Annotated in this window: 23 protein-coding genes; 14 read left to right on the top strand and 9 right to left on the bottom strand. The window is 70.4% G+C overall.

Annotated features, from left to right (window positions below; genetic code table 11):
* On the bottom strand, positions 1-1,407 hold the full coding sequence (locus K8640_RS38850; RefSeq protein WP_223751703.1) for a PLP-dependent aminotransferase family protein: 1,407 nt from the start codon (positions 1,405-1,407) through the stop codon (positions 1-3).
* A gap of 123 nt (positions 1,408-1,530) precedes the next feature.
* Between K8640_RS38850 and K8640_RS38845 the strand changes: the two genes are divergently transcribed.
* The 3 genes from K8640_RS38845 (at position 1,531) to K8640_RS38835 (ending at position 4,246) form a co-directional block, all read left to right on the top strand.
* Positions 1,531-2,418, top strand: a complete 888-nt coding sequence (locus K8640_RS38845) for a PhzF family phenazine biosynthesis protein (protein WP_223751702.1) — start codon at positions 1,531-1,533, stop codon at positions 2,416-2,418.
* A gap of 298 nt (positions 2,419-2,716) precedes the next feature.
* Positions 2,717-3,166: a hypothetical protein gene (locus K8640_RS38840; RefSeq protein WP_223751701.1), complete on the top strand. Its 450-nt coding sequence runs from the start codon at positions 2,717-2,719 to the stop codon at positions 3,164-3,166.
* Between the two features lie 156 nt (positions 3,167-3,322).
* A complete protein-coding gene (locus K8640_RS38835; RefSeq protein ID WP_223751700.1) occupies positions 3,323-4,246 on the top strand; it encodes a diacylglycerol kinase family protein in 924 nt (307 codons plus the stop codon).
* Here K8640_RS38835 and K8640_RS38830 read toward each other — a convergent pair.
* Positions 4,236-4,940 carry a hypothetical protein gene (locus K8640_RS38830; RefSeq protein WP_223751699.1) on the bottom strand — a complete coding sequence of 235 codons (705 nt, stop codon included), beginning with the start codon at positions 4,938-4,940 and terminating at the stop codon, positions 4,236-4,238. The two genes, K8640_RS38835 and K8640_RS38830, sit on opposite strands and share 11 nt — an antisense overlap.
* 137 nt (positions 4,941-5,077) lie before the next feature.
* On the opposite strand from K8640_RS38830, the gene K8640_RS38825 reads away from it, so the two are divergent.
* The 4 genes from K8640_RS38825 (at position 5,078) to K8640_RS38810 (ending at position 9,009) form a co-directional block, all read left to right on the top strand.
* On the top strand, positions 5,078-6,238 hold the full coding sequence (locus tag K8640_RS38825) for a sensor histidine kinase (RefSeq protein WP_223751698.1): 1,161 nt from the start codon (positions 5,078-5,080) through the stop codon (positions 6,236-6,238).
* Between the two features lie 289 nt (positions 6,239-6,527).
* Positions 6,528-7,169, top strand: coding sequence for a response regulator transcription factor (locus K8640_RS38820; protein ID WP_074955558.1), 642 nt, complete (start codon positions 6,528-6,530; stop codon positions 7,167-7,169).
* Positions 7,170-7,301: 132 nt separating this feature from the next.
* Complete coding sequence (locus tag K8640_RS38815; protein ID WP_223751697.1) at positions 7,302-8,357, top strand: DUF72 domain-containing protein; 1,056 nt, start codon at positions 7,302-7,304, stop codon at positions 8,355-8,357.
* Between the two features lie 280 nt (positions 8,358-8,637).
* Complete coding sequence (locus K8640_RS38810) at positions 8,638-9,009, top strand: Smr/MutS family protein (RefSeq protein ID WP_223751696.1); 372 nt, start codon at positions 8,638-8,640, stop codon at positions 9,007-9,009.
* On the opposite strand, the gene K8640_RS38805 is transcribed toward K8640_RS38810, so the two are convergent.
* The 4 genes from K8640_RS38805 to K8640_RS42735 all read right to left on the bottom strand — a co-directional run bounded on the left by K8640_RS38805 (position 8,991) and on the right by K8640_RS42735 (position 15,270).
* Positions 8,991-11,750, bottom strand: coding sequence for an SNF2-related protein (locus K8640_RS38805; RefSeq protein WP_141332169.1), 2,760 nt, complete (start codon positions 11,748-11,750; stop codon positions 8,991-8,993). The genes K8640_RS38810 and K8640_RS38805 overlap by 19 nt on opposite strands.
* 201 nt (positions 11,751-11,951) lie before the next feature.
* Positions 11,952-13,298 (bottom strand): DUF58 domain-containing protein, encoded by a 1,347-nt coding sequence (locus K8640_RS38800; protein ID WP_223751695.1) that lies wholly within the window; start codon positions 13,296-13,298, stop codon positions 11,952-11,954.
* Positions 13,295-14,230, bottom strand: a complete 936-nt coding sequence (locus K8640_RS38795; RefSeq protein ID WP_223751694.1) for a MoxR family ATPase — start codon at positions 14,228-14,230, stop codon at positions 13,295-13,297. The genes K8640_RS38800 and K8640_RS38795 overlap by 4 nt, the downstream gene beginning before the upstream one ends.
* Positions 14,231-14,310: 80 nt before the next feature.
* Positions 14,311-15,270 (bottom strand): hypothetical protein, encoded by a 960-nt coding sequence (locus K8640_RS42735; RefSeq protein WP_370640440.1) that lies wholly within the window; start codon positions 15,268-15,270, stop codon positions 14,311-14,313.
* Positions 15,271-15,319: 49 nt separating this feature from the next.
* Between K8640_RS42735 and K8640_RS38780 the strand changes: the two genes are divergently transcribed.
* Positions 15,320-17,467, top strand: coding sequence for a peptidylprolyl isomerase (locus tag K8640_RS38780; protein WP_223751692.1), 2,148 nt, complete (start codon positions 15,320-15,322; stop codon positions 17,465-17,467).
* Positions 17,468-17,477: 10 nt separating this feature from the next.
* Here the strand turns inward: K8640_RS38780 and K8640_RS38775 are convergent, their stop codons facing one another.
* On the bottom strand, positions 17,478-18,593 hold the full coding sequence (locus tag K8640_RS38775) for an HD domain-containing phosphohydrolase (protein ID WP_223751691.1): 1,116 nt from the start codon (positions 18,591-18,593) through the stop codon (positions 17,478-17,480).
* Between the two features lie 236 nt (positions 18,594-18,829).
* On the opposite strand from K8640_RS38775, the gene K8640_RS38770 reads away from it, so the two are divergent.
* The 4 genes from K8640_RS38770 (at position 18,830) to K8640_RS38755 (ending at position 22,999) form a co-directional block, all read left to right on the top strand.
* Positions 18,830-19,831: a dihydrodipicolinate reductase gene (locus tag K8640_RS38770; RefSeq protein WP_223751690.1), complete on the top strand. Its 1,002-nt coding sequence runs from the start codon at positions 18,830-18,832 to the stop codon at positions 19,829-19,831.
* Between the two features lie 14 nt (positions 19,832-19,845).
* On the top strand, positions 19,846-20,295 hold the full coding sequence (locus K8640_RS38765; RefSeq protein ID WP_046714763.1) for a MaoC family dehydratase N-terminal domain-containing protein: 450 nt from the start codon (positions 19,846-19,848) through the stop codon (positions 20,293-20,295).
* The gene (locus tag K8640_RS38760; RefSeq protein ID WP_223751689.1) at positions 20,295-20,984 is read left to right on the top strand and encodes a MaoC family dehydratase; all 690 of its coding nucleotides are present in this window, start codon (positions 20,295-20,297) and stop codon (positions 20,982-20,984) included. The genes K8640_RS38765 and K8640_RS38760 overlap by 1 nt, the downstream gene beginning before the upstream one ends.
* A gap of 170 nt (positions 20,985-21,154) precedes the next feature.
* Positions 21,155-22,999: an acyl-CoA dehydrogenase gene (locus K8640_RS38755; RefSeq protein ID WP_223751688.1), complete on the top strand. Its 1,845-nt coding sequence runs from the start codon at positions 21,155-21,157 to the stop codon at positions 22,997-22,999.
* A gap of 139 nt (positions 23,000-23,138) precedes the next feature.
* Here K8640_RS38755 and K8640_RS38750 read toward each other — a convergent pair whose 3' ends face one another.
* Positions 23,139-23,588 (bottom strand): biopolymer transporter ExbD, encoded by a 450-nt coding sequence (locus K8640_RS38750; RefSeq protein WP_223751687.1) that lies wholly within the window; start codon positions 23,586-23,588, stop codon positions 23,139-23,141.
* A gap of 19 nt (positions 23,589-23,607) precedes the next feature.
* Positions 23,608-24,321, bottom strand: coding sequence for a MotA/TolQ/ExbB proton channel family protein (locus K8640_RS38745; RefSeq protein WP_223751686.1), 714 nt, complete (start codon positions 24,319-24,321; stop codon positions 23,608-23,610).
* A gap of 43 nt (positions 24,322-24,364) precedes the next feature.
* Between K8640_RS38745 and K8640_RS38740 the strand changes: the two genes are divergently transcribed.
* Entirely contained in the window at positions 24,365-25,195 is an 831-nt protein-coding gene (locus tag K8640_RS38740; protein ID WP_223751685.1) for a DUF4292 domain-containing protein, read from the top strand.
* 60 nt (positions 25,196-25,255) lie between these two features.
* The gene (locus tag K8640_RS38735) at positions 25,256-26,017 is read left to right on the top strand and encodes a general secretion pathway protein GspE (RefSeq protein ID WP_141324748.1); all 762 of its coding nucleotides are present in this window, start codon (positions 25,256-25,258) and stop codon (positions 26,015-26,017) included.
* Position 26,018: the final 1 nt, after the last annotated feature.

Raw genomic sequence — 26,018 nt, 5'->3', positions numbered from 1 at the left:
TCAGACGATGGAGGCGAGGGGCTCCGGCCCTCCCTCCAGCGTGTCTTTCAATCGCTGGAGGCCCTTCTCCAGCGCGGCGCGGGTGCGCGGTGCTCCCAGGCACAGGCGCACCGCCGCCGGCGCGGTGGCGGGCCCCACGCTGAAGACCTCGGCGGGTGTGACGGAGACTCCGCGCCGCCGGGCCTGCGACGTGAAGGGCTCCGCGCGGAAGCCGCCGGGCAGCTCGAGCCACAGGTGATAGGTGACGTGGTTCGCGGGTGTTCGCCGCAGCCTGTCTCCCAGGATTTCCTTCGCCAGCTCCAGTCGCTCCCGGGCCTCGCGTCGACGGCGGGTGACGAGCTCGTCCGCGGTGCCGTCGTTCACCCATCTCGCGGCGAGCTCGGCCGTGAGCGCGGGTGTCATGCGTGAGGCGAGCGCGGCCTCTTCCGCGAGGCGCTCCGTACCAGGGCCCTCGGGCGCCGCCAGGTAGCCGATGCGCAAGCCCGGGGCGAGCAGCTTGGAGACACCCGCGATGAACCAGCCGGACTCGGGCAGGAGCGCGCAGAGCGGGGGTGGGCGCTTGTCGAGCAGCAGGCCGTAGGCGTCGTCCTCCACGACGGAGAGCCCGTGCTTGCGGGCCACGGTGGCGATGCGGCGGCGGCGCTCCTCGGACATGACGGCGCCGGTGGGGTTCTGGAGATTGGGCAGACAGAAGAGGACCTTCGCGCCGCCCCGGCACGCGGCCTCCAGGGCTTCGGGCACAAGTCCTTGCGCATCCATGGCCACGCCCTGCAGACGCAGGTGGAGGCGGCTGGCGAGCACCTTGAGGCCCGGATAGGTGAGGGCCTCGCAGAGCACCGTGTCGCCCGGGCGTGTGAGGACATTGAGCGCCACCTCCATCGCGTGCTGGCCACCGGAGCACACCATGACGCGCGCGGGGGACACGTCGAGGTCGAAGCGGGACATCCACTCGGCGCCGGCCTCGCGGTGCGCGAGATGGCCCAGGTGCGGGGCGTACTCGAGCAGCTCCGCGACGCGGGGCGAGCGATGCACGGCGTCCAGGGTCTTCGCGAATGCGGCGCTGGCCGGGTCCTTCGCTGGTGTGGCGGGCCAGTTGAGGCCCAGCTCCACCAGGGCGTCATCCCCTTCATCCGGTGCGGGGGAGGGCAGGTGGCGGGGCGTGTCGCGGTGGCGCACGAAGGTGCCTCGGCCCACCTCTCCGCCGATGAGGCCTCGGCGCTCCGCCTCCGCGTAGGCCCGAGTCACCGTGCCCACGGTGACGCCGACCTTCTCAGCGAGCTCCCGGTGGGTTGGCAGGCGTGTCCCCGGAGCGAGGCGGCCCTCCTCGATGTCCGCGCCGAGCGCATCCGCGATGACCCGGTACAGCGGACCCTCTCGGTCGCGGAGGTTGGGCGTCCAGATTGTCATGGTGACAATTCATACGGTTGACGGGCGGCTCCGCGCAATGCATCGATTGTGTCGATTCTTGAGGTCGATTGTTTCGGTACAATCCTCGGCCATCGAGTGAGGTGGCCAGCGGAGGAGCACACCATGCAGGTGAGCATTGTCGATGCCTTCACGCGGACGCCGGGAGTCGGCAACCGCGCGGGAGTGGTCCTGGATGCGGCCGGGTTGGGGGAAGACGCCATGCAGCGCATCGCCGCGGCGGTGGGCGCGTCGGAGACAGCCTTCGTGTTGGCGGGCCCCGGAGCGCAGGGAGTGAAGCTGCGGTACTTCACGCCGGAGGCGGAGATTGATTTCTGCGGCCACGCGACTGTGGCGACGTTCCATCTGCTAGCCGAGCGAGGGCTGTTGCCGCGCTCCGGGGCGACGCGGTTGGAGTGCGCGGCGGGGGGGCTCGACGTGGAACTGGAGGCGCTGGAGTCGGGTGGCAGCCGCGCGTGGATCGTGACGCCCAAGAACCCGTGGCTGGAGTCGCCGGTTGCGCTGTCACAGGTGCTCGCGTTGGTGGGCGGGACGGTGGAGATGGTGGATGCGACGCTCCCGGTGCGGCGCAATGCACAGCGGCTGATGGTGCCGTTCCGTCGGCGCGAGGATGTGTGGGTATTGGCGGCGCGCTCGGGGGCGCTGGCGGAGTTGCTCCGGCCGCATGGGCTGCGTGGTCTGTATGTCTTCACGCGCGAGACGCGTGAGGCGGGGAGCGTGGCGCACTCGCGCTACTTCGTGCCGGGGCTGGGGGTGCCGGAGGATCCTGTGACGGGCTCGGCCGCGGGGCCGCTCGGGATGTACCTGGCGATGCACGGTGCGCTGGAACTGCCGGCCTCGGGTGGAACGGTCCGGGCGCGCATCGAACAGGGCGACGCCATCGGCAAGCCGGGGCGCATCGAGGTCGAGGTCTCCGGTCGCGCGGGCCATCCCGAGCAGGCCCGCATCGGCGGTGTCGCGGTGACGGTGCTCGAAGGCTCGCTGTGCGTTTGATTCGGACTGCTCGAAGGTCCTCTCGGGCCCGTTGGTGAAGTCCGCGGTGACAGTCCTCGACGGCCCGCTGCGCGTTTGAATCGTGCAGCGGGACTGTGTCCGAGCGACTGCTCGATTCGCGGATGAAGTCCGAGCTGGCGCTGCGGTGAGACGCGTCTGGGCTTGCGCCTCGCGTTTTTTGTGGCTTCTTGTCCGTGTCGGGCAGCCAGCCCGTCCGCGCCGCATGCGATTGCTTGCCTACAGCTATGTGGGGTCCCGGGAGATACGACAGCGCTCGCTCGGGACTCCCGGGACACCCGTGACGTCTGCGTTGGCGCTCCGTTCCTGGCTCTCCGTTCAGCCGGAGGCCTTCAGCGAAGGAGCGACCTACGTCGTCGACCTGCTCGGACGCCTGCGTCTGGCTCCGCGCCGCTCCGAGCACGTCGCATGCGCGGACGGCGAAGAGGTGCTCGCGGCCGGAGAGCTTCGCTTCCGGCTGGATGCAGGACAGCCCTCCGTCGCCGAGGTCTCGAACCTGTCCACCGGCTACTGCCCGGACGTCACCTGCTGGGCGGTCGTGGCCCGGGCCCTGGCGCCCTTGGGGCTCCACTCGCCCACCGGCTTCACCGGGGCGATGGACTTCCGGCGGTGCCTTGCGTGCGGTGAAGTCACCCTGGTGAAGGAGCGGTGGTTCGTCTGCACCTTCTGCGACGCGGACCTGCCGTCTGACTGGAACGTGTCGCTCGCCCGGGAGGTGGACGTGGAGTGACGGCATCGTCGTGCCTCAAACGGCCGGGGCCTGTGCGCTGCGTCAGCCGAGGGGCGGGGTCGCGGGGACCTGGACGACCTGGGGAGGGGTGTCGCGAAGTGGAGGTCGGCGCCACAACCGCGTAAACAGGGGCGTTACAGGGAGGGGTAGGTGCCGATGAAGACGTTCCTCGTGGTCAACCCGCGCAGCGCGAATGGTCAGACTGGAAAGCGCTGGGTGGAGATTGCCGCGCAGGTGGGAAGGGTGCTCGGCGACTTCGGGCATGGCTTCACCCAGGGCGGGATGGACGCCGCGCGCATCACCCGGGAGGCCATCGACCAGGGCTACGAGTGCATCGTCGCCGTGGGCGGTGACGGCACCCTCAACGAAGTGACGAACGGCTTCTTCCGCGACGGCAAGGCCATCAACCCGAACGCCGCCCTCGGCCTCATCCCCCGTGGCACCGGCGGCGACTTCCGCCGCACCTTCGGCTGGGGCCTGGACCTGGAGTCGTCCCTGGAGCGCCTGCGCACCGACACCACGGAGCCGTTCGACGTGGGCCGGCTCGACTTCATCGACAACGACGGCAAGCCCGCGACGCGCTACTTCGCGAACATCGCCTCGTTCGGTGTCAGCGCGGTGGTGGCCCGCGAGGTGAACAGCGGCAGCAAGGCGCTCGGCGGCAACTTCAGCTTCGTCTGGGGCACGCTGAAGGGCCTGGTGAAGTACACCGAGCGCAAGGTGAAGGTGTCCACCGACGGCGGGCCCGCGCAGACGCTCGATGTCACCGCCGTGGCCGTGGCCAATGGCCGCTACTTCGGCAGCGGCATGTTCGTCGCGCCCGACGCCATCACCCACGACGGCGCCTTCGACGTCACCATCTGGTCCGGCTATGGCCTGAGCGACTTCCTGCTCAAGTCGAAGGGCGTCTACAACGGCTCCCACGTCACCTGGAAGGGCACGCGCCGGCTGCGCTGCCAGTCCGTGCATGCCGAGCCCGTCGACGAGCAGGAGGTGTTCCTCGACGTCGATGGCGAGACGCCGGGCCGCCTGCCCGCGACGTTCACGCTCCTGCCCTCGGCCATCCGCATCAAGGTGTAGCCGGCGCCGTGGCGACGTTGGCGCGGGACTTGGGCGCGAACTTCTTCAGGTAGTACCGCTCCCACAGCTTGAGCCCGGTGACGCCCACCACGGTGGGCCCGAGGAACACCGCGAGCTGCATGCCGTTGATGCCCAGGTGTCGCGCGTTGACCACGAGCACCGCCGTCAGCGTCGCGATGCCCGAGCCCACCATGGCGCCCATGTGCTCGAACCACCAGTGCATGCGTGTCTGGGGCGGGCGCAGCCAGTAGCGGAGCGATGACGCTCCCAGGAAGATGCCCACGAACGAGAAGCCCCAGAGCAACGGCATGCTCACCGCGAGCCCCCACGCCGCCGTGAACAGGCCGAGCACGAGCGTCAGCGCCGACATCCCGATGTCAAAGGGATTGCGATTCGCAGTCGTCCTCGCGCGGGTGCGCAGCACTCGCACGCCCATGGACGCGGACGTGCCACTCAGGACGCTGATGTAGATGAAGAACAGGGCCGCGGAGCGCTGTGCCGGGTCGTGCAGGAACCGCCAGCCGGACAGGAGGAAGCCGGTGAGGGACACGGCGGCCATCGCCGCCACGTAGACCCAACCCACGCGTTTGTGGAGCGTGCCGCCCTTTCGGGCCACCAGGGGCAGCCAGAGCGCGGTGAACCCGATGACCCCCGCGGTGATGTGGAGCGTGCGAGCCAGGGCATAGAAAGACATGCGAGCCTCCCGTGTGCTGCGAGACGAGGCCAAGGTACGGGAGCGCTCCGGGGCCCACATCTGCGGGAAGTCACACGGGCGCCCTGTGACTTCCGGCACATGTCCACCCGGAAGGGGAGGTCCTATGCTGCCCCTCCATGGCCTCGAGGCACCACACGCGCAAGTCGGCATCGGTCCACCGGTTGTTGCTCGTGGCCGGGCTGCTGACGTGGGCCGTGGTCGGCTCCTCCTACATGGAGGAGATTCTCCGGCGCCCCTCGGTGCTCGCCTCGCCGCGCGTGCTGGCGTGGTTCCTCGGGTTCCTCGCGTTCGGCGTGGGGTACTGGCGAAGTGCTCGTTCACGGGGGCAGGGCGGTCCGGTGCTGATGGCCGTGCAGACCGTTGCGGCGCTCGTCGTCATCGCCACGGGAGGCACGGGCGTGGAGGGCGCGCTGCTCGCCATCATCGCGGGACAGGCTCCCGAGATGATGTCCCAGCGTCGCGCGATGGTCTGGGTCCTCGCGCAGTCGGTGGCGATGCTGGGCGTCTTCCTCGTCATCTACCCGCTGGAGCGCGCGCTGCTCCAGACGCTCATCTTCGTCGGCTTCCAGGGCTTCACGCTGGGCTCGGCCGTCGTCATGGTCCGTGAAGCCAAGGCCCGCGCCGAGCTGGCCCGGCTCAACGTGGAGCTCCAGGCCACGCAGGTGCTGCTCGCCGCGCGGGAGCGGGAAGGGGAGCGGCTGCGCATCGCGCGGGAGCTCCACGACTCCTTGGGACATCACCTCACCGCGCTGTCGCTGAACCTGGAGGCCGCCGTGCACACGGTGAAGGACCCGGCCTCGGTCGAGCATCTGCGTCGTGCCCGCGAGGCCTCGCGCACGCTGCTCTCGGAGGTCCGGCAGTCGGTGTCCGCGTTGAGGGAGTCACCCGAGCCGTTGCTCGCCACGCTTCGCGAGCTCGCGCGAAGCACTCCAGGGCTCACCGTGCATCTGGATGTGCCGGAGACTCTGGCGCTCGATTCGCCGGAGGCGACCCACTCGCTCATCCGCTGCGTGCAGGAGGTCCTCACGAACACGCTGCGCCATGCGCGAGCGACGCAGCTCTGGGTGCGCATCGCGCCCGAGGAGGACGGCGGGGTCCGCGTCTCCACGCGGGATGATGGGCATGGCGCTCGTGCTCCGACTCCGGGCGCGGGGCTCACGGGGATGCGCGAGCGCTTCAGTCGACTGGGCGGCCGCGTGGAGTGGCGCGCGGAGGAAGGGCAGGGATGGGAGCTGAACGCATGGTTGCCCGCGGCGCGCGGCACGGAGCTCTCGTGATTCGCTCGACAGTGAGTCGCGCGTATCCGATGAAGAGTCGTGACAGGGGCATGCGGAGGATGACTGCTGAATCCCTGGATGGCTCCGGTGCGCGAGGCGGAGCGCTCTTGCGTCGCTTCATTTTGAGTCGCGCACAGCAGATGGCACGCGTGACAGCGTCGCGCGGAGGCCGGGCGGAGAATGCAGCTGAAGCCAGGGCTGCCTGCGACGCGCGAGCCCGAACGCTCATACAGCCCTTCATCCGAGAGCGCGTGCAGCCAATGGCATCCTGTGACTCGAGGGCCCGCGGATGATTCGTCTCGTCCTGGTGGATGACCACGCGCTGGTGCGCCAGGGACTGCGCAGCCTGCTGGACCTGACCCCAGACCTCCGTGTCGTGGGCGAGGCGGTGGACGGTGAGGATGCGCTGGCCAAGGTGGCCGAGCTGAACCCGGACGTCGTGCTGATGGACGTGCGCATGCCGCGCATGACGGGCCTGGAGGCGCTCAGGCGCCTGCGCCAGGAGCCGGTGAACCGGCGCGTGGTGCTGCTCACCACCTTCGACGAGGACGCCGCCATCGTCGAGGCGCTGCGCGCGGGCGTGCAGGGCTTCCTGCTCAAGGACGTCTCGCTGGAGGAGCTCGCGGACGCCATCCGCCGCGTCCATGCTGGCGAGACGCTGCTGCCGCCCGGAGTCGCCGAGCGTGTCGCGCGTGGACTCGTGGACCTGGGCCGCGACTTCCCGCACGCGGAGCTGCCCGAGGGCCTCACGCGCCGCGAGGTCGAGGTGCTCCGCCTCATCGCCCGGGGACTGAGCAACCGCGAGATTGCCCAGGCGCTCGGGACGGCGGAGGGGACCGTCAAGAACCAGACCTCCAGCATCCTGTCGAAGCTCGGCGTCCGCGACAGGACGCGCGCGGTGCTCCGGGCCATGGAGCTCGGCTGCCTGTAGGACGGACATCCCCCTTGGGGAGTCCCTAGGTTCTGAGGCAACCTCCTGAATCCCGTGGAGTCCGGCGTTATGTGCGCTGGACGTGCGGCCCGCCGTCGCGGGGCCACGGGACGCAGGACGTAGGAGACGCCGATGGCCCCTCAGCGTGGACCTTCCCAGCTCGACCTCTTCACCGGCGCGCCCGCCGAGGCCCCCGCGCGTGCCCGGAGTCGGAGCCAGCCGGTGGAGCCCGCGCCGGTACAGGACTCGCTCGCGTCCCTCGGTCAGCAGCTCCCCACTGGCGTCTTCCTGGGCACCTCGTCGTGGACGTTCCCCGGCTGGTCCGGCCTCGTCTACGACCACGAGGCCTCCGCGTCGCAGCTCGCGCGCGAGGGCCTGTCCGCGTACGCGCGTCACCCCGTGCTGCGCACCGTCGGCATCGACCGGACCTTCTACGGCCCCATCTCCGCCGAGGCCTTCGCCGAGTACGCCGAGCAGGTGCCCGCCGACTTCCGCTTCCTCGTGAAGGCGCACGAGGTCTGCACCCTGGCCCGCTTCCCCGTGCACGAGCGCTACGGCGCGCATCGAGGCCAGCTCAACGAGCGCTTCCTCCACGCCGCCTACGCCGAGGAGCACGTGGTGCGCCCCTTCGTCGAGGGCCTGGGCGACAAGGGCGGCCCGCTCGTCTTCCAGTTCCCGCCGCAGGACCCGCAGGGGCTCGGCGGCACCGCGCGCTTCGTGGAGCGCCTCCACGCGTTCCTCTCCGCGCTGCCCAAAGGGCCCCTCTACGCGGTGGAGGTCCGCAACGAGGAGCTGCTGACGGAGGGCTTCGCGCAGGCCCTGGCGGACGTGGGCGCCTGTCCCGTGCTCGCGGTCTGGGCCCACATGCCCTCCATGGGCATCCAGGCCAGGCGCACCCGCGCGCTCGACGCCCGCGCGCTGGTGGTGCGGTGGATGCTGCCGCCGAACCTCGGCTACGAGGAGGCTCGCGCCCGCTACGCGCCCTTCAACCGGCTGGTGGACGAGGACGTGCCCACGCGCGACTTGCTGGCGCGCGCGTGTCTGGCGGCCCTGCGTCGCGAGCGCCCCGTCTTCGTCACCATCAACAACAAGGCCGAGGGAAGCGCGCCACTGTCCGCCATCAAACTGGCGGAGCGCATCGTCACAGGTACGACCAAGGAGGGGGACCAGCGAAGCGTCGCCTCATGAACGGGGGCTTGCCACCGAGCACGACTCTTGCTTACCTCATCAGGCATGAAGTCCGTCCTGCTCGCGGCACTGATGGTCCAGATGACGACAGCCGGTGGCGCTGGCGCGCGGGAGAAGCGCGCGGACGCACACCGCAGCGTGGCCGAGGATGAGGACGTTTCCAGGCACCTGTCGGCCCTGAAGAACGAGCTGACGTCCGTGTCGGAGCAGTTCCGCGCCGCTCGGGAGCGACGCCGGCTGGAAGCCGAGCAGAAGAAGCGCGAGTCAGGAGAGTGGACGAATGAGCCCGCGTCGCCTGCCCCCGCTGCCAGCAAACGAGCCCTCGCTCCCACCGGAGGGGCCGGAACCCCCGCCCCCTGATGACGAGGTCGTCGAGCTGCCCATCGACGGCACCCTCGACCTGCATTTCTTTCAGCCTCGCGAGGTGAAGCCCCTCATCCTCGAGTACCTCTGGGCCTGCCGCCAGAAGGGCCTGCTCGATGTGCGCATCATCCACGGCAGGGGCACCGGCGCGCTGCGTCGCACGGTGCATTCACTGCTGCCGAAGCTGGAGGAGGTGGAGTCGTTCCGCCCCGCCTCCGAGTTCGACGGAGGCTGGGGCGCGACCTGGGTGCGGCTCAAGCCGCTGGAGGCTCAGGACAGCCAGAAGTAGGCGGAGGCGATGAGCGCGCGCTTCTCCGTCACCTTCGCCTTCTGGGCGAGCTCGGCGAGCTGACGGTCCTTGGAGGCGTAGCGCTTCTCCTCCTCGTTGCGCAGCGAAGACAGCTTGCGGCGGTACTCGCGCTCCATCCGGTCCGAGTTCGCCCGGGCCTTGGCGCGCTCCGCGACGTCCTCCACCGTGGTGACCTGCTTGCGCGCGTCGATCCACTGCTGGCGCGCCGCCTCCACGCCCTCGCGGGACTCCATGAGGCAGTCCTCGACGTAGCGGTCCGCGCGCTCCTTGGCCTTGTCCAGCTCCAGCGCGTTGCGGCGCTCGGCGGCGCGGACGATTTCGTCCTTCGCGGCCACCAGCGCCTGCTCCTGCATCAGCTGCACGGACACCGGCGCGGGCTGGCGGCGCTTCTCGTCCTTGGCGGACAGCTTCACGAAGTGCGCGCCGTCCTGGAGGGGCAGGGCGCGGAAGTTGCCCTCGCGGTCCTTCACCAGCACCAGGTGGACCAGCTTCTCCTCGGGCTTGAGGCCCGTCGTCTCGAACTTGTAGACGAACCACCATCCCTCGCTGCCGGCCAGCCGCGCCAGTCGCGACGGGAGCCCCGAGGCGTCGAGCTGCAGGTAGCTGACCGCGTCCTGCTTGCGCTCCTTGACGGCGTAGGCGGCCTTGGCGATCTCCAGCCGACCGGAGGTGCGGCTGCCCAGCACGGAGCTGGTGAGCGCGCGCGCCTCCTGCTGCCGCTTGGCGAGGGCCTCCTTGGTCTGCTCGCCCTGGCCGCGCAGGCGGCGGCGCACGTCACCGTCGAAGCGCTCCAGCACCACCGAGCGCATCTCCGTCATGCGCTTGCTGATGCGCGACTCCATCTCCGCGCGCAGCTTGTCGAAGGCGGCGTTGATGTCCTCCACCTTCCGGCAGCCCTGGTAGATGTCGAGGATGCGGCGCTCGAAGTCGACGCCGCTCTCCAGCGCGCCCAGGATTTCGTCGGAGGCGCCGAAGACACCGTCGAAGAGGTTGAGCTTCTTCTCCAACAGCTCGAACAGGCGCGCGTCCGCCGCGTTCGCGCGGTTGAGGAAGTTGATGACCAGCACGTCCCGCTGCTGCCCGTACCGGTGGCAGCGGCCGATGCGCTGCTCCACCCGCTGCGGGTTCCAGGGCAAATCGTAGTTCACCACCAGGTTGCAGAACTGGAGGTTCAGGCCCTCGGCGCCGGCCTCGGTGCAGATGAGGATCTGAGTCTTGTTGCGGAACTCGTCGACCAGCGCGCGCCGCTCCTCGGGCGTGCCGGCCATGTCCCCGGACAGGAGCGAAATCTTGCCCCGGTAGCCGTTGTCCGACAGCAGGTTGAACAGGTACTGCTGCGTGCGCTTGGACTCGGTGAAGATGAGCGCCTTCTCCGGCCAGCCGTGCGCGCGCATCACCCCGAAGGTGCGGTCCAGGCCGCGCTTGAGGGCCTCGCCCTTGGCGTTGACCTTGATGGAGTCCGCCAGGTCCGCGTACTGCCGCAGCTCCCAGACCTCCTGCTCCAGCACGCGGATGTTGGGCGCCTTGGCCGGATCATCCGACCACTCCTCGCCCTCCTCGACGTACTGCTTGGCCTCCTCCGGCTCGAACATCGCCAGGGCCTGCTGCCCCAGCTTCGCCGCCTGCAGGCGCTTCTCCAGGTTGTCCGACAGCCGCCGCAGCGTGGGCGCGATGGCGTACGTGGAGGACGCCAGCAGCTTGCGGTAGCACAGCGTCAGGAGCGTCTTCTTGCCGGGTTCAATCGCCGCGGCCTCGGAGCGCTGCAGGTACTCGCTGACCTTCTCGTAGAGGTCGTGCTCCTCGGGCGAGGGCGTGAAGTCCTCCACGATGGAGCGGCGGTTGGTGTACCGGACGTACTCGCGCACCTGCCGGCGCAGGGTGCGTTGCACCACGGGGGCCAGCCGCTCCTTGAGCTCGCACGCGGCGGCCTCGGACATGCCGCCGCCCTCGTCCACGCGGTAGCGGCTGCGGAAGGCGTGCTCGGGGCCGAGGATCTGCTCGTCGAGCAGCGACATCAGCCCGAACAGCTCCATCAGGTCGTTCTGGAGCGGGGTGGCGGTGAGCAGCAGCTTGGGCTTGCCCGCCAGGGACGCCTTGAGCGCCTGGCCCATCTTGTTGTTGGCGCGGTGGGCGTTGCGCAGGCGGTGGGCCTCGTCGATGACGATGAGGTCCCACGGGATTTCCGACGTCAGGTGCGCCTTGTTGGCCGCGAACGGGTGCGAGCAGATGACGGGGAAGGGCTGGTCGAAGCAGTTGCCGGTGGCGCGCACGGTGCGACCGTCCACGAGCACGCTGTCCAGGTCGAACTTCTCGCGCAGCTCGCTGTTCCACTGTGCGCGCAGCGTGGCCGGCGCGAGGATGAGGATGCGCGTCTTCCCCTCGGCCATCAGCTGGGCGATGACGAGCCCCGCTTCAATCGTCTTCCCCAGGCCCACCTCGTCGCCCAGCATGCAGCCGCCGCGCGACAGCGAGTCGAGCGCGAACATGGCGCCCTCGACCTGATGCGGGTTGAGGTCCACCTTCGCTTCCGACAACGCGCCCGCCAGGCGCTGCTGCGTGTCACCACTGCGCGCCAGCAGCTCCTCGGCCAGCAGGCGCTCGTGGAAGTGCGTCAGCGACTGGACCGGCTCGGTGGGCTCCGCCCGGGCGGCGATGGCCGCCGCATCCGCCTCGACTTCCAACCTCAATCCCCTCGCGACCTCCGCCAAGACCGTCTCCATCCGTGCTGTTTCAGGGGGCCCGCCGATGCGGCGGGCGAGAGAGACGCGCCATTTTGTTGACGAAGGCCCTCATGTAAAGGGGGTCGTGTCCGAGGCCGAAAAATCGGCCTCCGCGCGATTGGCATGCTTCTTCGCGAGCGACGCGCGCGCGCACCGTATGTGCACGCCACACGAACTTTCCGCTGGACATATTCGCGAGGCCTACAACAGCCCGCGCGACTTGACGTCCAGGTACACGTTGAGCGCGGCGGCGCCGAAGCCCTGGGCCGGCGCGCGCACCACCAACGCCCCCGCGTCGCGCAGCGTGGTGGCGGTGCGGCGGAACTCGGCTTCCAGCCGCGTGGCGGCCTGTCGCGCGTAGGCGTCCTGGGCCGCGTCGGGCACGCGGGTGGCCGCGTCGCGCACGTCCTCGTCCAGCAGCGAGGCCACCACGGGCAGGTGCCGAGGACGCAAGGCGAGCGTGCGGGTGAGCAGGCCCGCGGAGGCGTCCGGGTCCACCAGGTCCGTGAAGAGCACCACGAGCGTGCGGCGCGTCTGGCGGGCGAAGGCGAAGTCGTAGGCGCGGCCGTAGTCGCTCTCCTCGAGCGCGGCCTCGGCGCGGTAGAGCGACTCGGTGATGAGGCGCAGGTGCTCGTGGCCCTTGCGAGGAGGCAGGTACGTGAGCACGTCGCTGGCGAAGGACATGACCCCCACCACGTCTCCGGCGTCCAGGCCCACGCGCGCCAGCCGCAGCGCCGCGTCCACCGCGTGGTCCAGCTTGCGCCGGCCGCGCACCTTGCCGGCCATGTGACGGCCGCAGTCCAGCAGCAGCAACATGGGCTGGTGGCGCTCGGGCTGCCACGTGCGCACCAGGGTGTTGGCGTGACGGGCAGAGGCCTTCCAGTCGATGTGCCGGTAGTCGTCGCCGGGGCGGTATTCGCGCAGCGACTCGAACTCGCGTCCCTCCGCGGCGCGGCGGCGCAGGGTGCGCTCGGAGGGAGCGTCCGAGGTGCGCGCCAGGCTCAGCGCCTCGCGCGAGAGCGCGGTGAGGTCCGGATAGATCTTCACCGCCTGCTCCGCCTTCACGCGCACCTGCCGCGCGCACAGGCCGAGCGGGCCGGGCAGTCGCAGGTGCACGTCGCCGAAGCGTGCGTCTCCGCGAGACGGTGGGGTGACGAAGTACGTCATCCTCGGGGCGGGCTCGCTGGGGGCGCCTCGGGGCGGCAGCACGACGGACTGTCGGTGGTGGTGGCTCGCGACGACCAGGGGCGGCTCGTCGCGCACCTCCACGCGCAGGGGCGAGGTGCCCGTGTCATGGCGCGCGAGGGCCAGGTGCACGGGGTTGCGCGTGCCGGAGGAGAGGATGGGCTCGACGACGCGTGTGACGGTGACGTCGCCCTCGCGAGGCGCGCGCAGGAAGTCCACGGCGCACAGCGCGAGCACCGCCACGTCCACGGCCAGCGCGAACCAGCCGAAGGTGGGGCTCGCCACCGAGAGGGCGGCGGGGACGAGCGCCACGGCGAGCAGCGCCACGGCGAGGCCCGTGGGGACCGGGCGGCCCAGGCTCACCGGGGGACCCGGACCCGCTCGAGCGTCTGCTTCAGCACGTCGTCGGAGGTGAGCCCCTCCACCTCGGCCTCGGCCTTGAGCAGCAGGCGGTGGTTGAGGACGCTGCCGGCCACGCCCTTGACGTCATCGGGGGTGACGAAGTCGTTGCCCATCAGCGCCGCGCGGGCCTTGGCCGCGGCGAGCAGCGCCTGCGCCGCGCGGGGGCTCGCGCCCAGTCGCACGCGGGGGTTGGCGCGCGTGTCGCGCACCACGGCGACCACGTACTGGAGGATGGAGTCGTCGCAGGTGACGCGGGCCGCGCGGGCCTGCAGCTCCAGCAGGGTGGGGGCGTCCAGCACGCGCTCGACGGAGGGCACGCGGCCCTCGCGCTGGTGGAAGGCGCGCAGCATGGTCGTCTCCGCGTCCGAGTCCGGGTAGCCCACGCGCACGCGCATGAGGAAGCGGTCCAGCTGCGCCTCGGGCAGGGGATAGGTGCCCTCGAGCTCCAGCGGGTTCTGCGTGGCGACGACGAAGAAGTGCGGCGGCAGCGCGTGGGTGACGCCGTCGATGGTGACCTGGCGCTCCTCCATGGCCTCCAGGAGCGCGGCCTGGGCCTTGGGCGGCGTGCGGTTGATTTCGTCCGCCACCAGGACCTCCGTGAAGATGGGGCCCTTCACCAGCCGGAAGGCGTTGTCCTGCGGCTGGAAGACGTTGGTGCCCAGGATGTCCGCGGGCATCAGGTCCGGGGTGAACTGGATGCGCGTGAAGAGCAGCCCCAGCGCGCCCGCCATGCTGCGCGCGGTGAGCGTCTTGGCCACGCCGGGCACGCCCTCCAGCAGCACGTGTCCTCGCGCCAGGAAGGCCGTCACCAGGTCCGCGAGCACGCGGGGCTGACCGAAGACGGTGCCGCCGAGCGCGGCGGTGAGGCGGGACAGGGGCGTGGCGTCGGACATGGTGCGCTGGACGGTAGAACGGCCGCGCGCGGCGCGGCACCACTTTCGTGGCGTCCGGGCCGCGCGGGCGGGAAGGGGCGTCAGTCCTGACGGCCCTTGAGTCCCAGGAACGCGCCGATGAGCGCGCCCACCGAGCCCAGGATGCCGATGAAGACGCCGAAGCTGGGCGACGAGTTCATCATCTCCGAGTTGCCCACGGGGCTGGGCACCAGCGCCGTGTCCGAGGACACCTTGATGAACACGATGCACCAGATGAGGCACAGGAACGTGGTCAACAGCTGCGCCATCCACGGCACCACGGGGTTGAGCTTGGGGAAGGTGGCGCGCACGCGCACGCCGATGGCGCCCATCGTCAGCAGCGCGAGCAGGAAGGCGCCGAAGCCCAGGCTCATCAAGCCCAGCGCGTCACCGTCCGCCGCCGTCTCCTTCCACGGCACGAAGCACGACAGGACCACGAGCCCCGCGCTGTAGAAGGCAATCTTGTCGCCGGCGCTCATCGCGCCCAGCAGGTCCTTCGCGTCCTGGATGAGCTCGTCCGGGTCGGCGATGGCGCTGTTGTTCTCCTCGTCCTCGTCGCGCGCGCCTCGGGCCCACGGGTCGGGCCCGGTGGCGGCGGGGGCGGGCGCGGGCGCCGGGGCACGACGCGGGGCGGTGCCGCCACTGCGCGCGGGCGCGGGACGGCTGGCGCGCTGCGAGGCGCTCCGGGCGATGTCGTCCACGCTGCGCACGTTGGTGGCGTCCCCACCCGCCGCGGCGGTGGGAGCGGGCCGGGCGCCGGACTTCGCGGGGCGGGGGCGCGCGGGGGCGGGCTTCCGGGCGGGAGGTGGACGGGGGGCTTCTCCGACGCCCGTGTCCTCATCGTTGTCCGCGGGGGGCTCGGCGGAGAGGAACGAGCCGTCGATGATGTAATCGCAGACGGGACAGATGGATGAGTTGGCGGCTACCTTCGAGCCGCAGCCAGGGCAGTTCAGGACCGGCGCTCCTGCTGAGAGATGCGAAGGCGCATCTTCCGGGGCCGGGGCGGACGTGTCAAACGGCACGCGGCCTAACCCCTGGATTTTCGCGGGGAATTGGCCTAGGCCCCAGCCCATGCGCCGCTTGAGCCCCGTCCGACTTCCCCACGTCTGCCTGGCCCTCGTCGTCCTGCTCTCCGGGTGTCACCGCGGTGTCCGCGGCTCCGACGAGGCGCCCCCGGACCCGGAGGTGATGGCGCGCATCCTGGACTGGGAGGACCGCCGCTCGCTCGGTGACGGGCAGCTCGCGGCGCTGGCCCACGACGCGCCGGACGCGCGAATCCGGGCGCGGGCCTATCGCGCGCTGGCGCGCATCCAGGACCTGGCCACGCTGGACGTGGTGGCTCGGGGGCTGAAGGACCCGGAGCCCCGCGTGCGCGGTGAGGCCGCCTTCGCGGTGGGGGAACTGGCGCTGGCGTGGGAGACCCCGACGGACGCCGAGCGCGCGCGGCTGGTGGCGCCGCTGCTCGAGGCCGAGGCGGTGGAGCGGGACGTGGACGCGCGTGACGCGCAGCTCGACTCCCTCGGACGGCTCGCGACGCCGGACGCGCTGGCGCGGCTGGTGGAGCGCCTGCAGGCAAAGGAGGTCGCGACGGCGGGCAAGGCCGCGCTGGTGCTCGGCGTGGCGGCGCGTCGGGGCGGCGCGGCGGTGGTGAAGGACGTCCCGCTGGCGCCCGCGCGGGCGTTGCTCGCGGCCGGGGTGCCGGTGGAGTCGCGCTACGGCGCGGCGTACCTGCTCGCCACGGCGAAGCGCGCCGAGGAGCTGCCGACGCTGCGCCGCTGCCTTTCGGACGAGGACGCGGACGTGCGCGGCCTGTGCGCGAAGGCCTTCGGCGACGTGGGCGGTCCGGAGGACGCGGTGGTGCTGGGGCGGCTGCTGGATGACTCGGTGCCGCGCGTGGCGGCGGAGGCGGCGCGCTCGCTGGCGAAGCTCGCGGCGATGTGTGGCGGGCCCTGCGTACCGCTGGACGTGCTGGAGGGCCTTGCGCCTCGGGCGAAGCGTGTGGCGCGCGGCATGGAGACGCCCGTGCCCACGAGCGCGACGCCCCGGGTGGAGACGCTGGCGCGCTCGGCGGATGGCCACCCGTTGCTGGCGCTGGCGCAGCAGGGCCTGCCGGACTTCGGCGCGCCGGTGCTGGTGGCGCTGCGGCTGGCGCTGGCGGACGCGGAGCGGGGCGCGGCGTCGGACCTCGCGCGCGCGGACCTGGGCTGGCTCGACTGTCGGCTGGCGGCGGCGTTGGACCGGCAGCGCGGCGTGGTGGCGGACGTGCGTACGTGCGGCTTCGACAAGGTGCCCGAGGAGCGCCGGCTGGCGCTGGGCCTGCGCGAGGTGGCGCTCTTCTCGAAGAAGACGCCCGCGGACTTCGCGGTGGGCTACCTGCGCCACCCGGCCGCGCGCGTGCGGCTCACCGCGATGGAGGTCCTGGCCGCGCGCCCCGTGCTCCGCGGCGCGACGGCGGTGAGCGCGCTCCTGAAGGACGAGGACCTGGTGGTCGCCGGCGCCGCGGCCGCGACGTTGGGACTGCTCAAGCCCCCCGCGATGCCTCCGGAGCTCGAGGCGCTGGCGGAGCGGGTGCCGTCCCAGCCGGACCTCGCGGACCCGGTGGCGGGCGCGCTCGTGGCCCTGCAGGGGCAGGCCGCGGAGCCCCGGTTCCGGCAGTGGCTGTCGCTGCCTCACGCCAACGTGCGCCGCGTGGCCGCCGAGTCGCTGACGAAGCTCACCGGCCAGCCCGTGCGCTCCGAGCGCGTGGAGCTCCCCGCCTACGCCTTCCGCCCGGAGCCCGCGCCCAAGGGAGCGGGGCTGGTGCTGCGCACGGACAAGGGCGACATCACCGTGCGGCTCGACGCGGACGAGGCACCCCTCACGGCGGGCAACCTGTACGCGCTCGCGCGCAAGGGCTACTTCAACGGCGTCACCTTCCACCGCGTGGTGCCGGACTTCGTCGCGCAGGGCGGAGACCCGCGCGGGGACGGGGAGGGCGGGCCGGGGCACTCCATCCGCTGCGAGATGACGCGCCGTCCGTACACGCGCGGCACGCTCGGCATGGCCCTGTCCGGCAAGGACACGGGCGGCAGCCAGTTCTTCTTCACGCACGCGCCCCAGCCGCACCTGGATGGCCGCTACACGGCCTTCGGCGAGGTGGCCTCGGGGATGGACGTGGTGGACGCGCTGCTGGAGGGCGACGTCATCCGCGAGGTCACCGCGGTGACGCTGTCGCCCTGACGGCCGTCGCTCAGGCGCCGCTCGCGCGGGCGAGCGGTGCGGGGACCCCGAGCGGGTGGCTGCGCCAGCGCTGGTTCTCCTCCTCCTCGAGCTGCTCCACCTGGTGGCGGATGCGCTGCCACTCCGTCTCCGGGATGCGCAGGAACGCATCCGCCAGGTTCGGGTCGAACTGGGTGCCCGCGCAGCGGCGGATCTCATCCCGCGCCACGCTCATGGGCCGCCCCTTGCGGTAGGGCCGGTCGGAGGTGATGGCGTCCACCGTGTCGGCGATGCAGAAGATGCGCGCGCCGATGCTGATGTCCTCGCGGGACAGCCCCTGGGGATAGCCCTTGCCGTCCCAGCGCTCCTGGTGCTGCAGGACGATGAGCGCCGCCTCGTGCAGGTAGGGCATCTTCGCCATCATCCGGTAGCCGAACTCCGGGTGCTTGCGCATCTCCACCCATTCGTCCGGCGTCAGCGGCCCGGGCTTGAGCAGGATGGAGTCGCGCACGCCAATCTTGCCGATGTCGTGCAGCAGCGCTCCCTGCTCCACCACGTCCAGCGCGGCGCCCACCAGCCCCACCTCCTCCGCCAGCCGACGCGAGTACAGCGCCACCCGACGCGAGTGCCACTGCGTCTCCGTGTCGCGGTAGTCCAGCGCGCTGATGAGCCCGTCCAACAGGCCCGTGGTGCGCTCCACCACCCGACGCTCCAGGTCCTGGTTGATGGCCACCAGCTCCGCGTTCTTCTCCGCCACCTCGCGCGTCAGCCGCTCGTTGGCCTCCACCAGCCGGTAGTGCTCCACGGCCTGGCGCACGCTGCTCGTCAGCTCGCTGAGCGACCACGGCTTGCCGAGCAGCCGGAACACCTCGCCGCGGTTGACCGCCTCGGACGCGACGCGGAAGTCCGCCGCCGCCGTGAGCATCAGCCGCACCGCCCTCGGGTTCTTCTCCCTCAGGGCGCCCAACAGCTCGATGCCGTTGAGGTACGGCATCATGAAGTCCGTCAGCACCACGCAGAAGCCCACCTCGCGCGCGGCGAGCGCGGGGTCGCTGTGCGTGACGACGTCATAGCCTTCCGTCTGGAGGATCCGGGAGAGCGCGGCGAGGATGAGCACGTCGTCATCCACCACGAGGATGCGGTCCATGTTGGAGGGTCTCCGGGGGATTTTGGGCCTGTCTTTCTTTATACAGCCTTGTCGCGCACCCAAACAGGGCCCCCCGACGGTTTGCGCGCGCAAGCCCCGGAAATCCTTGAAGGTTCTCGCATTGCGCAAGATGCGCGGAACCAAGTGATGCTTGCCTGCCCGCCAAGGTGTGATTTATGGTGCGCGGCAAGGCTGCGTTTCAGCGCTAACCCCTTGGAATCCTGGAGCAATCTCCGATGGCTAGAGCCCCAGCAGGGCCGGTGCCGGTGGTCGTGATGGGGCTGGGATTCATCGGGCAGGAGATTGCCAAGGCATCCCTGTCCAGCCCGGAAGTGGAATTGATTGGGGCCGTGGATACCCATCCCTCCCTGGTCGGTCGCCCCTTGGGTGACGTGCTGGGAGGTCCCGCGCCGCGCGTGAAGGTGGTGGACTCTCTGGAGAAGGCGGTGGGCCGGCGCAAGGGCGTGGTGCTGCTGCACGCCACGGGCTCGCGGCTGCCGCAGGTGATGGAGCAGCTGCTGGAGGCCATCAAGCTGGGCCTGCCGGTGGTCAGCACGTGCGAGGAGCTGGCCTTCCCCTATCTCAACCACCCGGAGCTGGCGGACAAGCTGGACCAGGCCGCGCAGCGCGCCGAGGTGGCGGTGCTGGGCGCGGGCGTCAACCCGGGCTTCATCATGGACCGGCTGGTGGCTACGGCCGGTCAGGTGTGTGGGCCCGTCAGGCGCGCCACCGTCACGCGGGTGGTGGACGCGCGCACCCGGCGTGAGGCCCTGCAGCGCAAGGTGGGCGCGGGGCTGACCGAGGAGGAGTTCTTCGAGTTGGTGGATGGTGAGCAACTCGGCCACGTGGGGCTGGTGGAGTCGGCGGCACTCGCGGCATTGGGGCTGGGGTTGGATTGTGATGACTACGAGGAAGAGGTAGCCCCCGTCTTCGCCGAGGAGGACATCTCGGGCGGAGCGTTCGCAGTGAAGAAGGGACGGGTGGCGGGCATGTTCCAGTCGGTGGTCGGGTTGGAGGACGGGCAGGAGCGGGTGCGGCTGGAGCTGACCATCGCCGTGGGGGCAGAGGACCCGAAGGACCGCATCGAAATCGATGCGGACCCTCGATTGGTGCTGGAAATCCCGGGGGGAGTGGCGGGCGACCGGGCCACCGCGAACGCGCTGGTGAATGCCGCGCCACGCTTGACGGCCGCCGAAGCTGGGCTCCTCACGGTGCTCGAGCTTCCGGCCGGACGCTAGTCAGGAGAGGGATAATGCTGGACAAGAATGCGATCGGCCGTGCCTCGCCGCCGACGCTCAACGAAGTGGAGAAGGGTGCCATCCGCCGCTTCGCGGAGGCCATCGGCGACTACAACCCCATCTACTACGACGAGGAGTACTCTCGGGCCTCCGGTTACCCCACCATCATCGCGCCGCCCACCTTCCCCGCGTCCTTCCATTCGGCCGCGGACCTGAGGGAGCTCCTGGGAGTGGGCATCAAGAGCCTGCTCCACGCGGAGCAGGGCTTCGAGTACGAGCGCCCCATCTTCGCCGGAGACCGCATCTACGTCTCCACGCGCGTGGCGGACGTCTCCGAGCGCCAGGGCCCGTCGGGGAAGATGGACATCGCGGTCATCGAGGACGAAGGCCGCGACGAGGAAGGCAACCTGGTGTTCCGAGCCCGCCGGACGCTCGTGGTCCGCGCCACCAAGGAGACCCCGTGATGCCCGCGCGCAAGCTCTACTTCGAGTCCATCCGAGTCGGGGACGAGCTGCCGGCCCTGGCCAAGGCCCCCGTCGACCGCGTCCAGCTGTCCCGGTACGCGGGCGCCTCGGGGGACTACAACCCGGTCCACGTCGATGAGCTCTACGCCAAGAGCGTGGGCATGCCGAGCGTCTACGCCCCCGGCATGCTGGTCATGGGCATGCTCGGCCAGCTCATCAGCGACTGGGCCCGCGGCGGCCAGATGCGCCGCTACAACGTGCGCTTCAACAAGATGGTCTGGCCGGGCGACACCGTCGTCTGCAAGGGCCGGGTGAGCAACCGCCACGGCACCGGCGGCCGCTACTACGTCGAAATCGACCTGTGGGCGGAGAACCAGCGCGGTGAGCTGGTGATGAAGGGCGGCGCGCACATCCAGCTCTTCTATTCGCTCGAGGACGAGAACCGTCAGCGCTCGGGTCAGAGCCCCATCGTCATCGAGGTGCCCCGCGAGAGCCTCGCGGCCCCCGTGCCCACCCCCAGCAGCACTGGCGGGGTGAGCGAGGCGACGGGCGCCTCCGAGGACGACGAAGGAGACGACGAGGACTCGGACGAGCGTCCGGCCGGCGCCTCCTCCAAGAAGACGGCGCCTCGGGAGAAGCCCGCCGCCAAGACGGCGACGCTTCCCTCGGCCAAGAAGGTCAAGAAGTAGCGCTTTGCAGTCCTGCGGTGGGGGGCAGACGGGTTGCCCCTCAACGCAGGGTGTCATTCAGGGTTGACTCAAAAATCAGTCGCCGCCACACTTCCTGTGTCTCAATTTCGCGCCGCTGACCCGAGGCCCTCCCTGGAGGGTGGGCAGCGAGCCGTCACGCAGGAGTGGCCATGTCCGCCGGCATCAACACCTACAAGACCGACCTCCGAGAGATCTTCTTCACGTTGTTCGAGCAGTTCGGCTTCGGCCAGGTGGCCGGTCAGGCGCCGTACGACGCCTGGGGCCCGGACGAGGCGAAGGCGGTGCTGTCGGAGACGTACCGCTTCGCGCGCGAGGTGCTCGGGCCCCTCAACTCCGTGGGAGACCGCGAGGGCTGTCGGGTGGAGAACGGCTCCGTCTACACGCCCACGGGCTTCAAGGACGCGTGGAAGAAACTCTACGAGCAGGGCTTCAAGACGGTGGCGGTCAGCCCCGAGCACGGCGGCCAGGGCGCGCCGATGATGCTGCAGGTGACGGTGGAGGAGCTGCTGTCGGGCGCCAACACGGCCTTCAACATGTACCCGGGCCTGTCCTTCGGCGCGGCCGAGGTCATCGCGGAGTGCGGCACGAAGGAGCAGCAGCACCTGTTCGTGGAGCGCATGCTCAACGGCACGTGGGGCGGCACCATGTGCCTCACCGAGCCGCACGCCGGCTCCGACGTGGGCGCGGCCAAGTCCACCGCGCGCCGCAACGGTGACGGCACGTACAACATCAAGGGGACGAAGATCTTCATCTCCGGCGGCGACCACGACATGGCGGAGAACGTCATCCACCTGGTCCTCGCGCGCATCGACGGCGCGGCGCCCGGCACCAAGGGCCTGTCGCTGTTCATCGTCCCCAAGCTGCGCATCGGCAAGGACGGCAGCTCGGGTGCGTCCAACGACGTGTCGGTGGGCTCCATCGAGCACAAGATGGGCATCAACGGCTCGGCGACCTGTGTGCTGAACTTCGGTGAGAACGACGGCTGTCTGGGCGAGCTCGTCGGCACCGTCGAGCACGTCGGCATGAGCCAGATGTTCAAGATGATGAACGGCGCGCGCATCGCCGTGGGCATCCAGGGCGTCGCGCTGGCGAGCGCCGCCTACTACAACGCGGTGGACTACGCGAAGGACCGCAAGCAGGGCTCCCACTTCACCAAGTGGAAGGACCCCACCGCGGCGCGCGCGGCCATCATCGAGCACCCGGACGTCCGCCGCATGCTGCTGGACATCAAGGCCCACGTGGAGGGCATCCGCGCGCTCATCATCAAGCTGGCGCACCACCTGGACAAGGCGCGGCAGCTGGCGGGCAAGGACGACGAGGCGGCCACCTACCACAAGGGCCAGGTGGAGCTGCTCACCCCGCTGGTGAAGTCCTACGGCTCCGACCAGTCCTTCCGCCTGTGCTCGCAGGCCATCCAGGTGTACGGCGGCGCCGGCTACATCCAGGACTACCCGGTGGAGCAGTACACGCGCGACTCGAAGATCTTCTCCATCTACGAGGGCACCAACCACATCCAGGCCATGGACCTGGTGGGCCGCAAGCTGGGTCAGGCCGGCGGCGCGCACTTCCAGCAGTTCATGGGTGACGTGGGCGCCTTCGTCGAGGCCCATCGTGAGCACGCCGTGTACGGCGAGGCCGTGAAGATCCTGGCGAGCGCCCAGGAGGCGCTGATGTCCAGCGCGATGACGGTGTTCGGCTGGTCGCAGGACGGCGGCAAGTTCCCGCTGATTCCGCTGTCCGCCAACCGCTTCCTCAACATGATGTCCGAGGTCGCCGTGGGCTGGCTGCTCCTGGACGCGGCGCTCATCGCGGAGAAGGCCAAGGCGGAGCTGTCCGCGGACCACCCGGACCGCGCCTTCTACGACGGCAAGAAGTACAGCGCGCTGTTCTACGCGCGCAACGTGCTGCCCAACGTGGAGCAGGCCGCGCGCCTCATCGCCCTCGAGGACACGTCCCCGATGGAGATCACCGACGCGGCCTTCGCGTCCGTCTGAGCGGGGAAGGCCCGCTCCTGAAGTCGAGGCGCCCCACGTGAATGGGGCGCCCGCCTGAAACACGCGAGGCCACCCTGGGGAGCCCGAGCTTCCCGAGGTGGCCTCGATGCTTTTCAGCGGTGTCCCACCGGACGGCGCGTCAGTCGCCCTCGCGCACGCCGATGGCGAGCTGACCCAGGCCCGCCTTCTTCGCCAGCTCCATCACCTGGACGACGGTGCCGTGGGGCACGCCCTCGTCGGCCTGGACGATGACGACGGTGTCCGGGTCCTTCACCTTGGCCGCGTCGAAGGACTTCTGCAGCTCCTCCTGGGTGACGACGTTGCCGGCGAGCACGAAGCGCCCGTCGGCGAGCACCGCCACCGACAGGTCCGTCGTCTTCGCGGTGACGTCGGCCGCGCCGCCCTTGGGCAGGTTGACCTTGAGGCCCGCCTTGGCGCCGCCTCCCGGGCCCTGCTGGACGATGACCGAGCTGGTCACCATGAAGATGATGAGCAGCACGAGGAAGATGTCGGTGAGCGGGGTGATGTTGATCTCGGCGAAGACGCCTTCCTCGCCGTCGTCGGACCCCGGTGTCTTGCCCATGGCCATGGTGTGTTCCCTCCGGGCGTCAGGCCGGCTGCGAGTCGGCGCGGGGCGCGGACGGGGACTCGGGGCGGGGCTCCGGAGGAGGTCCCCCGGCGGCGCGCTCCTTGAGCAGCTCCGCGAACTCGTCGCCCATCAGCCGCAGCTCCACCAGCACGCGCGACAGGCGGGCCTGGAAGTAGTTGTAGAAGACCATGGCCTGCACGGCGACGAGGATGCCGACGGCGGTGGCCACGAGCGCCTCGGAGATGCCCGTCATCACCGCGGCGCTGCCGCCGGTGCCGCCCGCCTCCACGTCCAGGCCCAGGTCCTTGAACGAGCGCATGATGCCCGCCACGGTGCCGAACAGGCCCACGAAGGGGGTGATGGAACCGATGGTGGCGAGGATCCACAGGTTGCGCCGCAGCTTGAGGCCCACCTGCGCGCGCTCGCGCTCCACGGCGGCCTCCACGCCCGCACCGCCCGAGCCTCGGCTGCGCTCCCAGCGGTCGAAGCCCGCCAGGAAGATGTCGGCGGCCACGGAGTCGGAGCGTTCGGCCGCGGTGCGGGCCGCGGCCACGTCGCCTCGCAACAGGTGCTTGCTGACCGCCTCGCCCAGCAGGCGCGAGCGCTCGCTCACCCCCCAGAGGGCGATGATGCGCTCCACGGCGACGACGAGCGCGGCAACGGAGGCCAGCAGCAGCAGGGCCAGGGTGACTCCGCCCAGGCGGAGGTAATGCAGGATGTCGTTCAGGCTCATTGGTGGGTGACCCGGCAGGGCGCCATGGCCCAGACTAGGACATATGAACCGCGCAGCCGTCGCAATCTTCCTGGGAGTGCTCTGTTCGGGTTGCCCCAAGCGCATCGAGTTCGGCCCCGAGGGCCAGCTCACCGATGCCGAGGTCGTCTACGAACGGGTCCGGGCGAACCAGGAGAACGTCGTGACGCTGGAGGGGGACGCGAAGCTGCGCGTCGAGTCCCCCCAGCAGAGCGGCACCATCGGCATGTTCCTCGCCGTCACCCGGCCGGCCTTCCTGCACCTGGAGACGTTCGACTTCTTCAACCGTCCGCTCGCCTCCCTGGTGGGGGACGGCTCGCGCTTCGGTCTGTACCAGGCCCAGACGCATACCTGGTACCAGGGACCGGCGAGCCCGGAGAACGTCTCGCGCTTCCTCCCCGTCGTGCTGCCGGGGGAGGAGCTGGTGGCCATCCTGCTGGGCCAGGTGCCCCTCATCCCGCCCGAGCGCAAGACGCTGGAGCTGGACACGAAGGAGGGCGTCTACGTGCTCACGCTCCACCGGGGGGCGGCCACCCAGGTGCTACAGGTTCACCCCAAGTACTTGCGCGTGGTGCGCAGCCAGGTGCGGGGCGTGCCGGGGTACGACCTGGCGTTCGACGACTTCCTGGAGCAGGGCGGGCTCATCTTCCCGGGCAAGGTGGAGCTGGAGGCGAAGCAGGCACAGACGAAGCTCCAGGTGCGCTACCAGCAGATCAAGCTCAACGCCCGGCCGGACCTGACGCTCTACGAGCTGGTCCCGCCGGAGGGGGCCAAGGTCGTCGAGGTGGATGACTCCGGGCGTGAGCAGCCGGTCGGTCCCCCCGAGTCGCCGGCACCCCCGGCGCCGGGTTCCTGACCGGCCAGGCACGGAAGAAGAAGCGCGACGGCTGGACTCGGGTAGAGTGGCCCCCACGACATGGCACAGATCAAGCTTGGAGAATTGCTGATCAAGGCGAATGTGCTCCAGGAGAGCCAGCTCAAGGCCGCGCTCGCCGAACAGGCGAAGTGGGGCGGCAAGCTCGGTGAAATCCTGGTGCGGATGAGCCTCGTCTCCGAGGACATCCTGGTGCGGGCGCTGTCAAAGCAGCTCGGCATGCCGGCGGTCAACCTGGACGCGGTGCAGGTGGTCGCGCCGCACGTGAAGGCGAAGATTCCGGCGCAGACGGCGCGCGACTTCTCCGTGCTGCCGCTGCAGCTTCGCGACGAGGGAAAGACGCTGGTGGTGGCGATGTCGGATCCGCTCAACGTGCGGATGCTCGACGAGCTGCGCGCCGTGACGAAGTGCCGCATCATCCCCAACGTCGCCGGCCGCACCTCCATCGCCCGGGCGTTTGCTCGCATGTACGAGCAGAACATGGAGCTGGAGGACGCGGACACCAACTTCAAGGTGGTGGACGCCCAGGGCCGCACGGTGGTGAAGAACCTCAAGGACCTGGACCCGGCGGCGGCCGCTGTCGCCTCCGCTCCGGCGCCCAAGCCCGCTCCCGCCGCGCGCCCGGCACCGCCGGTCGCGGAGGCCCCTCGCGCGTCCTCGGGAGGTGGCAGTCCGGCGGACCTCCTGCGCAGCGTGGAGGAGGTGCAGCGCAAGGAGGTGGCGGCCCTGAAGGCGATGGTGGAGCTGCTCATCGAGAAGAACGTCTTCTCCCGCGATGAGTACCTCGCGAAGGTCAAGCGGTAGC

It is taken from the genome of Myxococcus sp. XM-1-1-1 (genome assembly GCF_020037095.1).
Classification (GTDB): Bacteria; Myxococcota; Myxococcia; order Myxococcales; family Myxococcaceae; genus Myxococcus; species Myxococcus fulvus.
The sequence above is the reverse complement of the archived record's forward strand: the minus strand, read 5'-3'. Positions and strand labels throughout refer to the sequence as shown.

Coding starts and splice junctions, on each gene's coding strand:
- K8640_RS38795 (WP_223751694.1), bottom strand. CDS start 14,230: ATGTCCGACGCCACGCCCCTGTCCCGCCTCACCGCCGCGCTCGGCGGC.
- K8640_RS38810 (WP_223751696.1), top strand. CDS start 8,638: ATGAGCCCGCGTCGCCTGCCCCCGCTGCCAGCAAACGAGCCCTCGCTC.
- K8640_RS38825 (WP_223751698.1), top strand. CDS start 5,078: ATGGCCTCGAGGCACCACACGCGCAAGTCGGCATCGGTCCACCGGTTG.
- K8640_RS38765 (WP_046714763.1), top strand. CDS start 19,846: ATGCTGGACAAGAATGCGATCGGCCGTGCCTCGCCGCCGACGCTCAAC.
- K8640_RS38805 (WP_141332169.1), bottom strand. CDS start 11,750: ATGGAGACGGTCTTGGCGGAGGTCGCGAGGGGATTGAGGTTGGAAGTC.
- K8640_RS38780 (WP_223751692.1), top strand. CDS start 15,320: ATGCGCCGCTTGAGCCCCGTCCGACTTCCCCACGTCTGCCTGGCCCTC.
- K8640_RS38815 (WP_223751697.1), top strand. CDS start 7,302: ATGGCCCCTCAGCGTGGACCTTCCCAGCTCGACCTCTTCACCGGCGCG.
- K8640_RS38750 (WP_223751687.1), bottom strand. CDS start 23,588: ATGGCCATGGGCAAGACACCGGGGTCCGACGACGGCGAGGAAGGCGTC.
- K8640_RS38735 (WP_141324748.1), top strand. CDS start 25,256: ATGGCACAGATCAAGCTTGGAGAATTGCTGATCAAGGCGAATGTGCTC.
- K8640_RS38770 (WP_223751690.1), top strand. CDS start 18,830: ATGGCTAGAGCCCCAGCAGGGCCGGTGCCGGTGGTCGTGATGGGGCTG.
- K8640_RS38835 (WP_223751700.1), top strand. CDS start 3,323: ATGAAGACGTTCCTCGTGGTCAACCCGCGCAGCGCGAATGGTCAGACT.
- K8640_RS38760 (WP_223751689.1), top strand. CDS start 20,295: ATGCCCGCGCGCAAGCTCTACTTCGAGTCCATCCGAGTCGGGGACGAG.
- K8640_RS38830 (WP_223751699.1), bottom strand. CDS start 4,940: ATGTCTTTCTATGCCCTGGCTCGCACGCTCCACATCACCGCGGGGGTC.
- K8640_RS38845 (WP_223751702.1), top strand. CDS start 1,531: ATGCAGGTGAGCATTGTCGATGCCTTCACGCGGACGCCGGGAGTCGGC.
- K8640_RS38775 (WP_223751691.1), bottom strand. CDS start 18,593: ATGGACCGCATCCTCGTGGTGGATGACGACGTGCTCATCCTCGCCGCG.
- K8640_RS38850 (WP_223751703.1), bottom strand. CDS start 1,407: ATGACAATCTGGACGCCCAACCTCCGCGACCGAGAGGGTCCGCTGTAC.
- K8640_RS38755 (WP_223751688.1), top strand. CDS start 21,155: ATGTCCGCCGGCATCAACACCTACAAGACCGACCTCCGAGAGATCTTC.
- K8640_RS38820 (WP_074955558.1), top strand. CDS start 6,528: ATGATTCGTCTCGTCCTGGTGGATGACCACGCGCTGGTGCGCCAGGGA.
- K8640_RS38745 (WP_223751686.1), bottom strand. CDS start 24,321: ATGAGCCTGAACGACATCCTGCATTACCTCCGCCTGGGCGGAGTCACC.
- K8640_RS38740 (WP_223751685.1), top strand. CDS start 24,365: ATGAACCGCGCAGCCGTCGCAATCTTCCTGGGAGTGCTCTGTTCGGGT.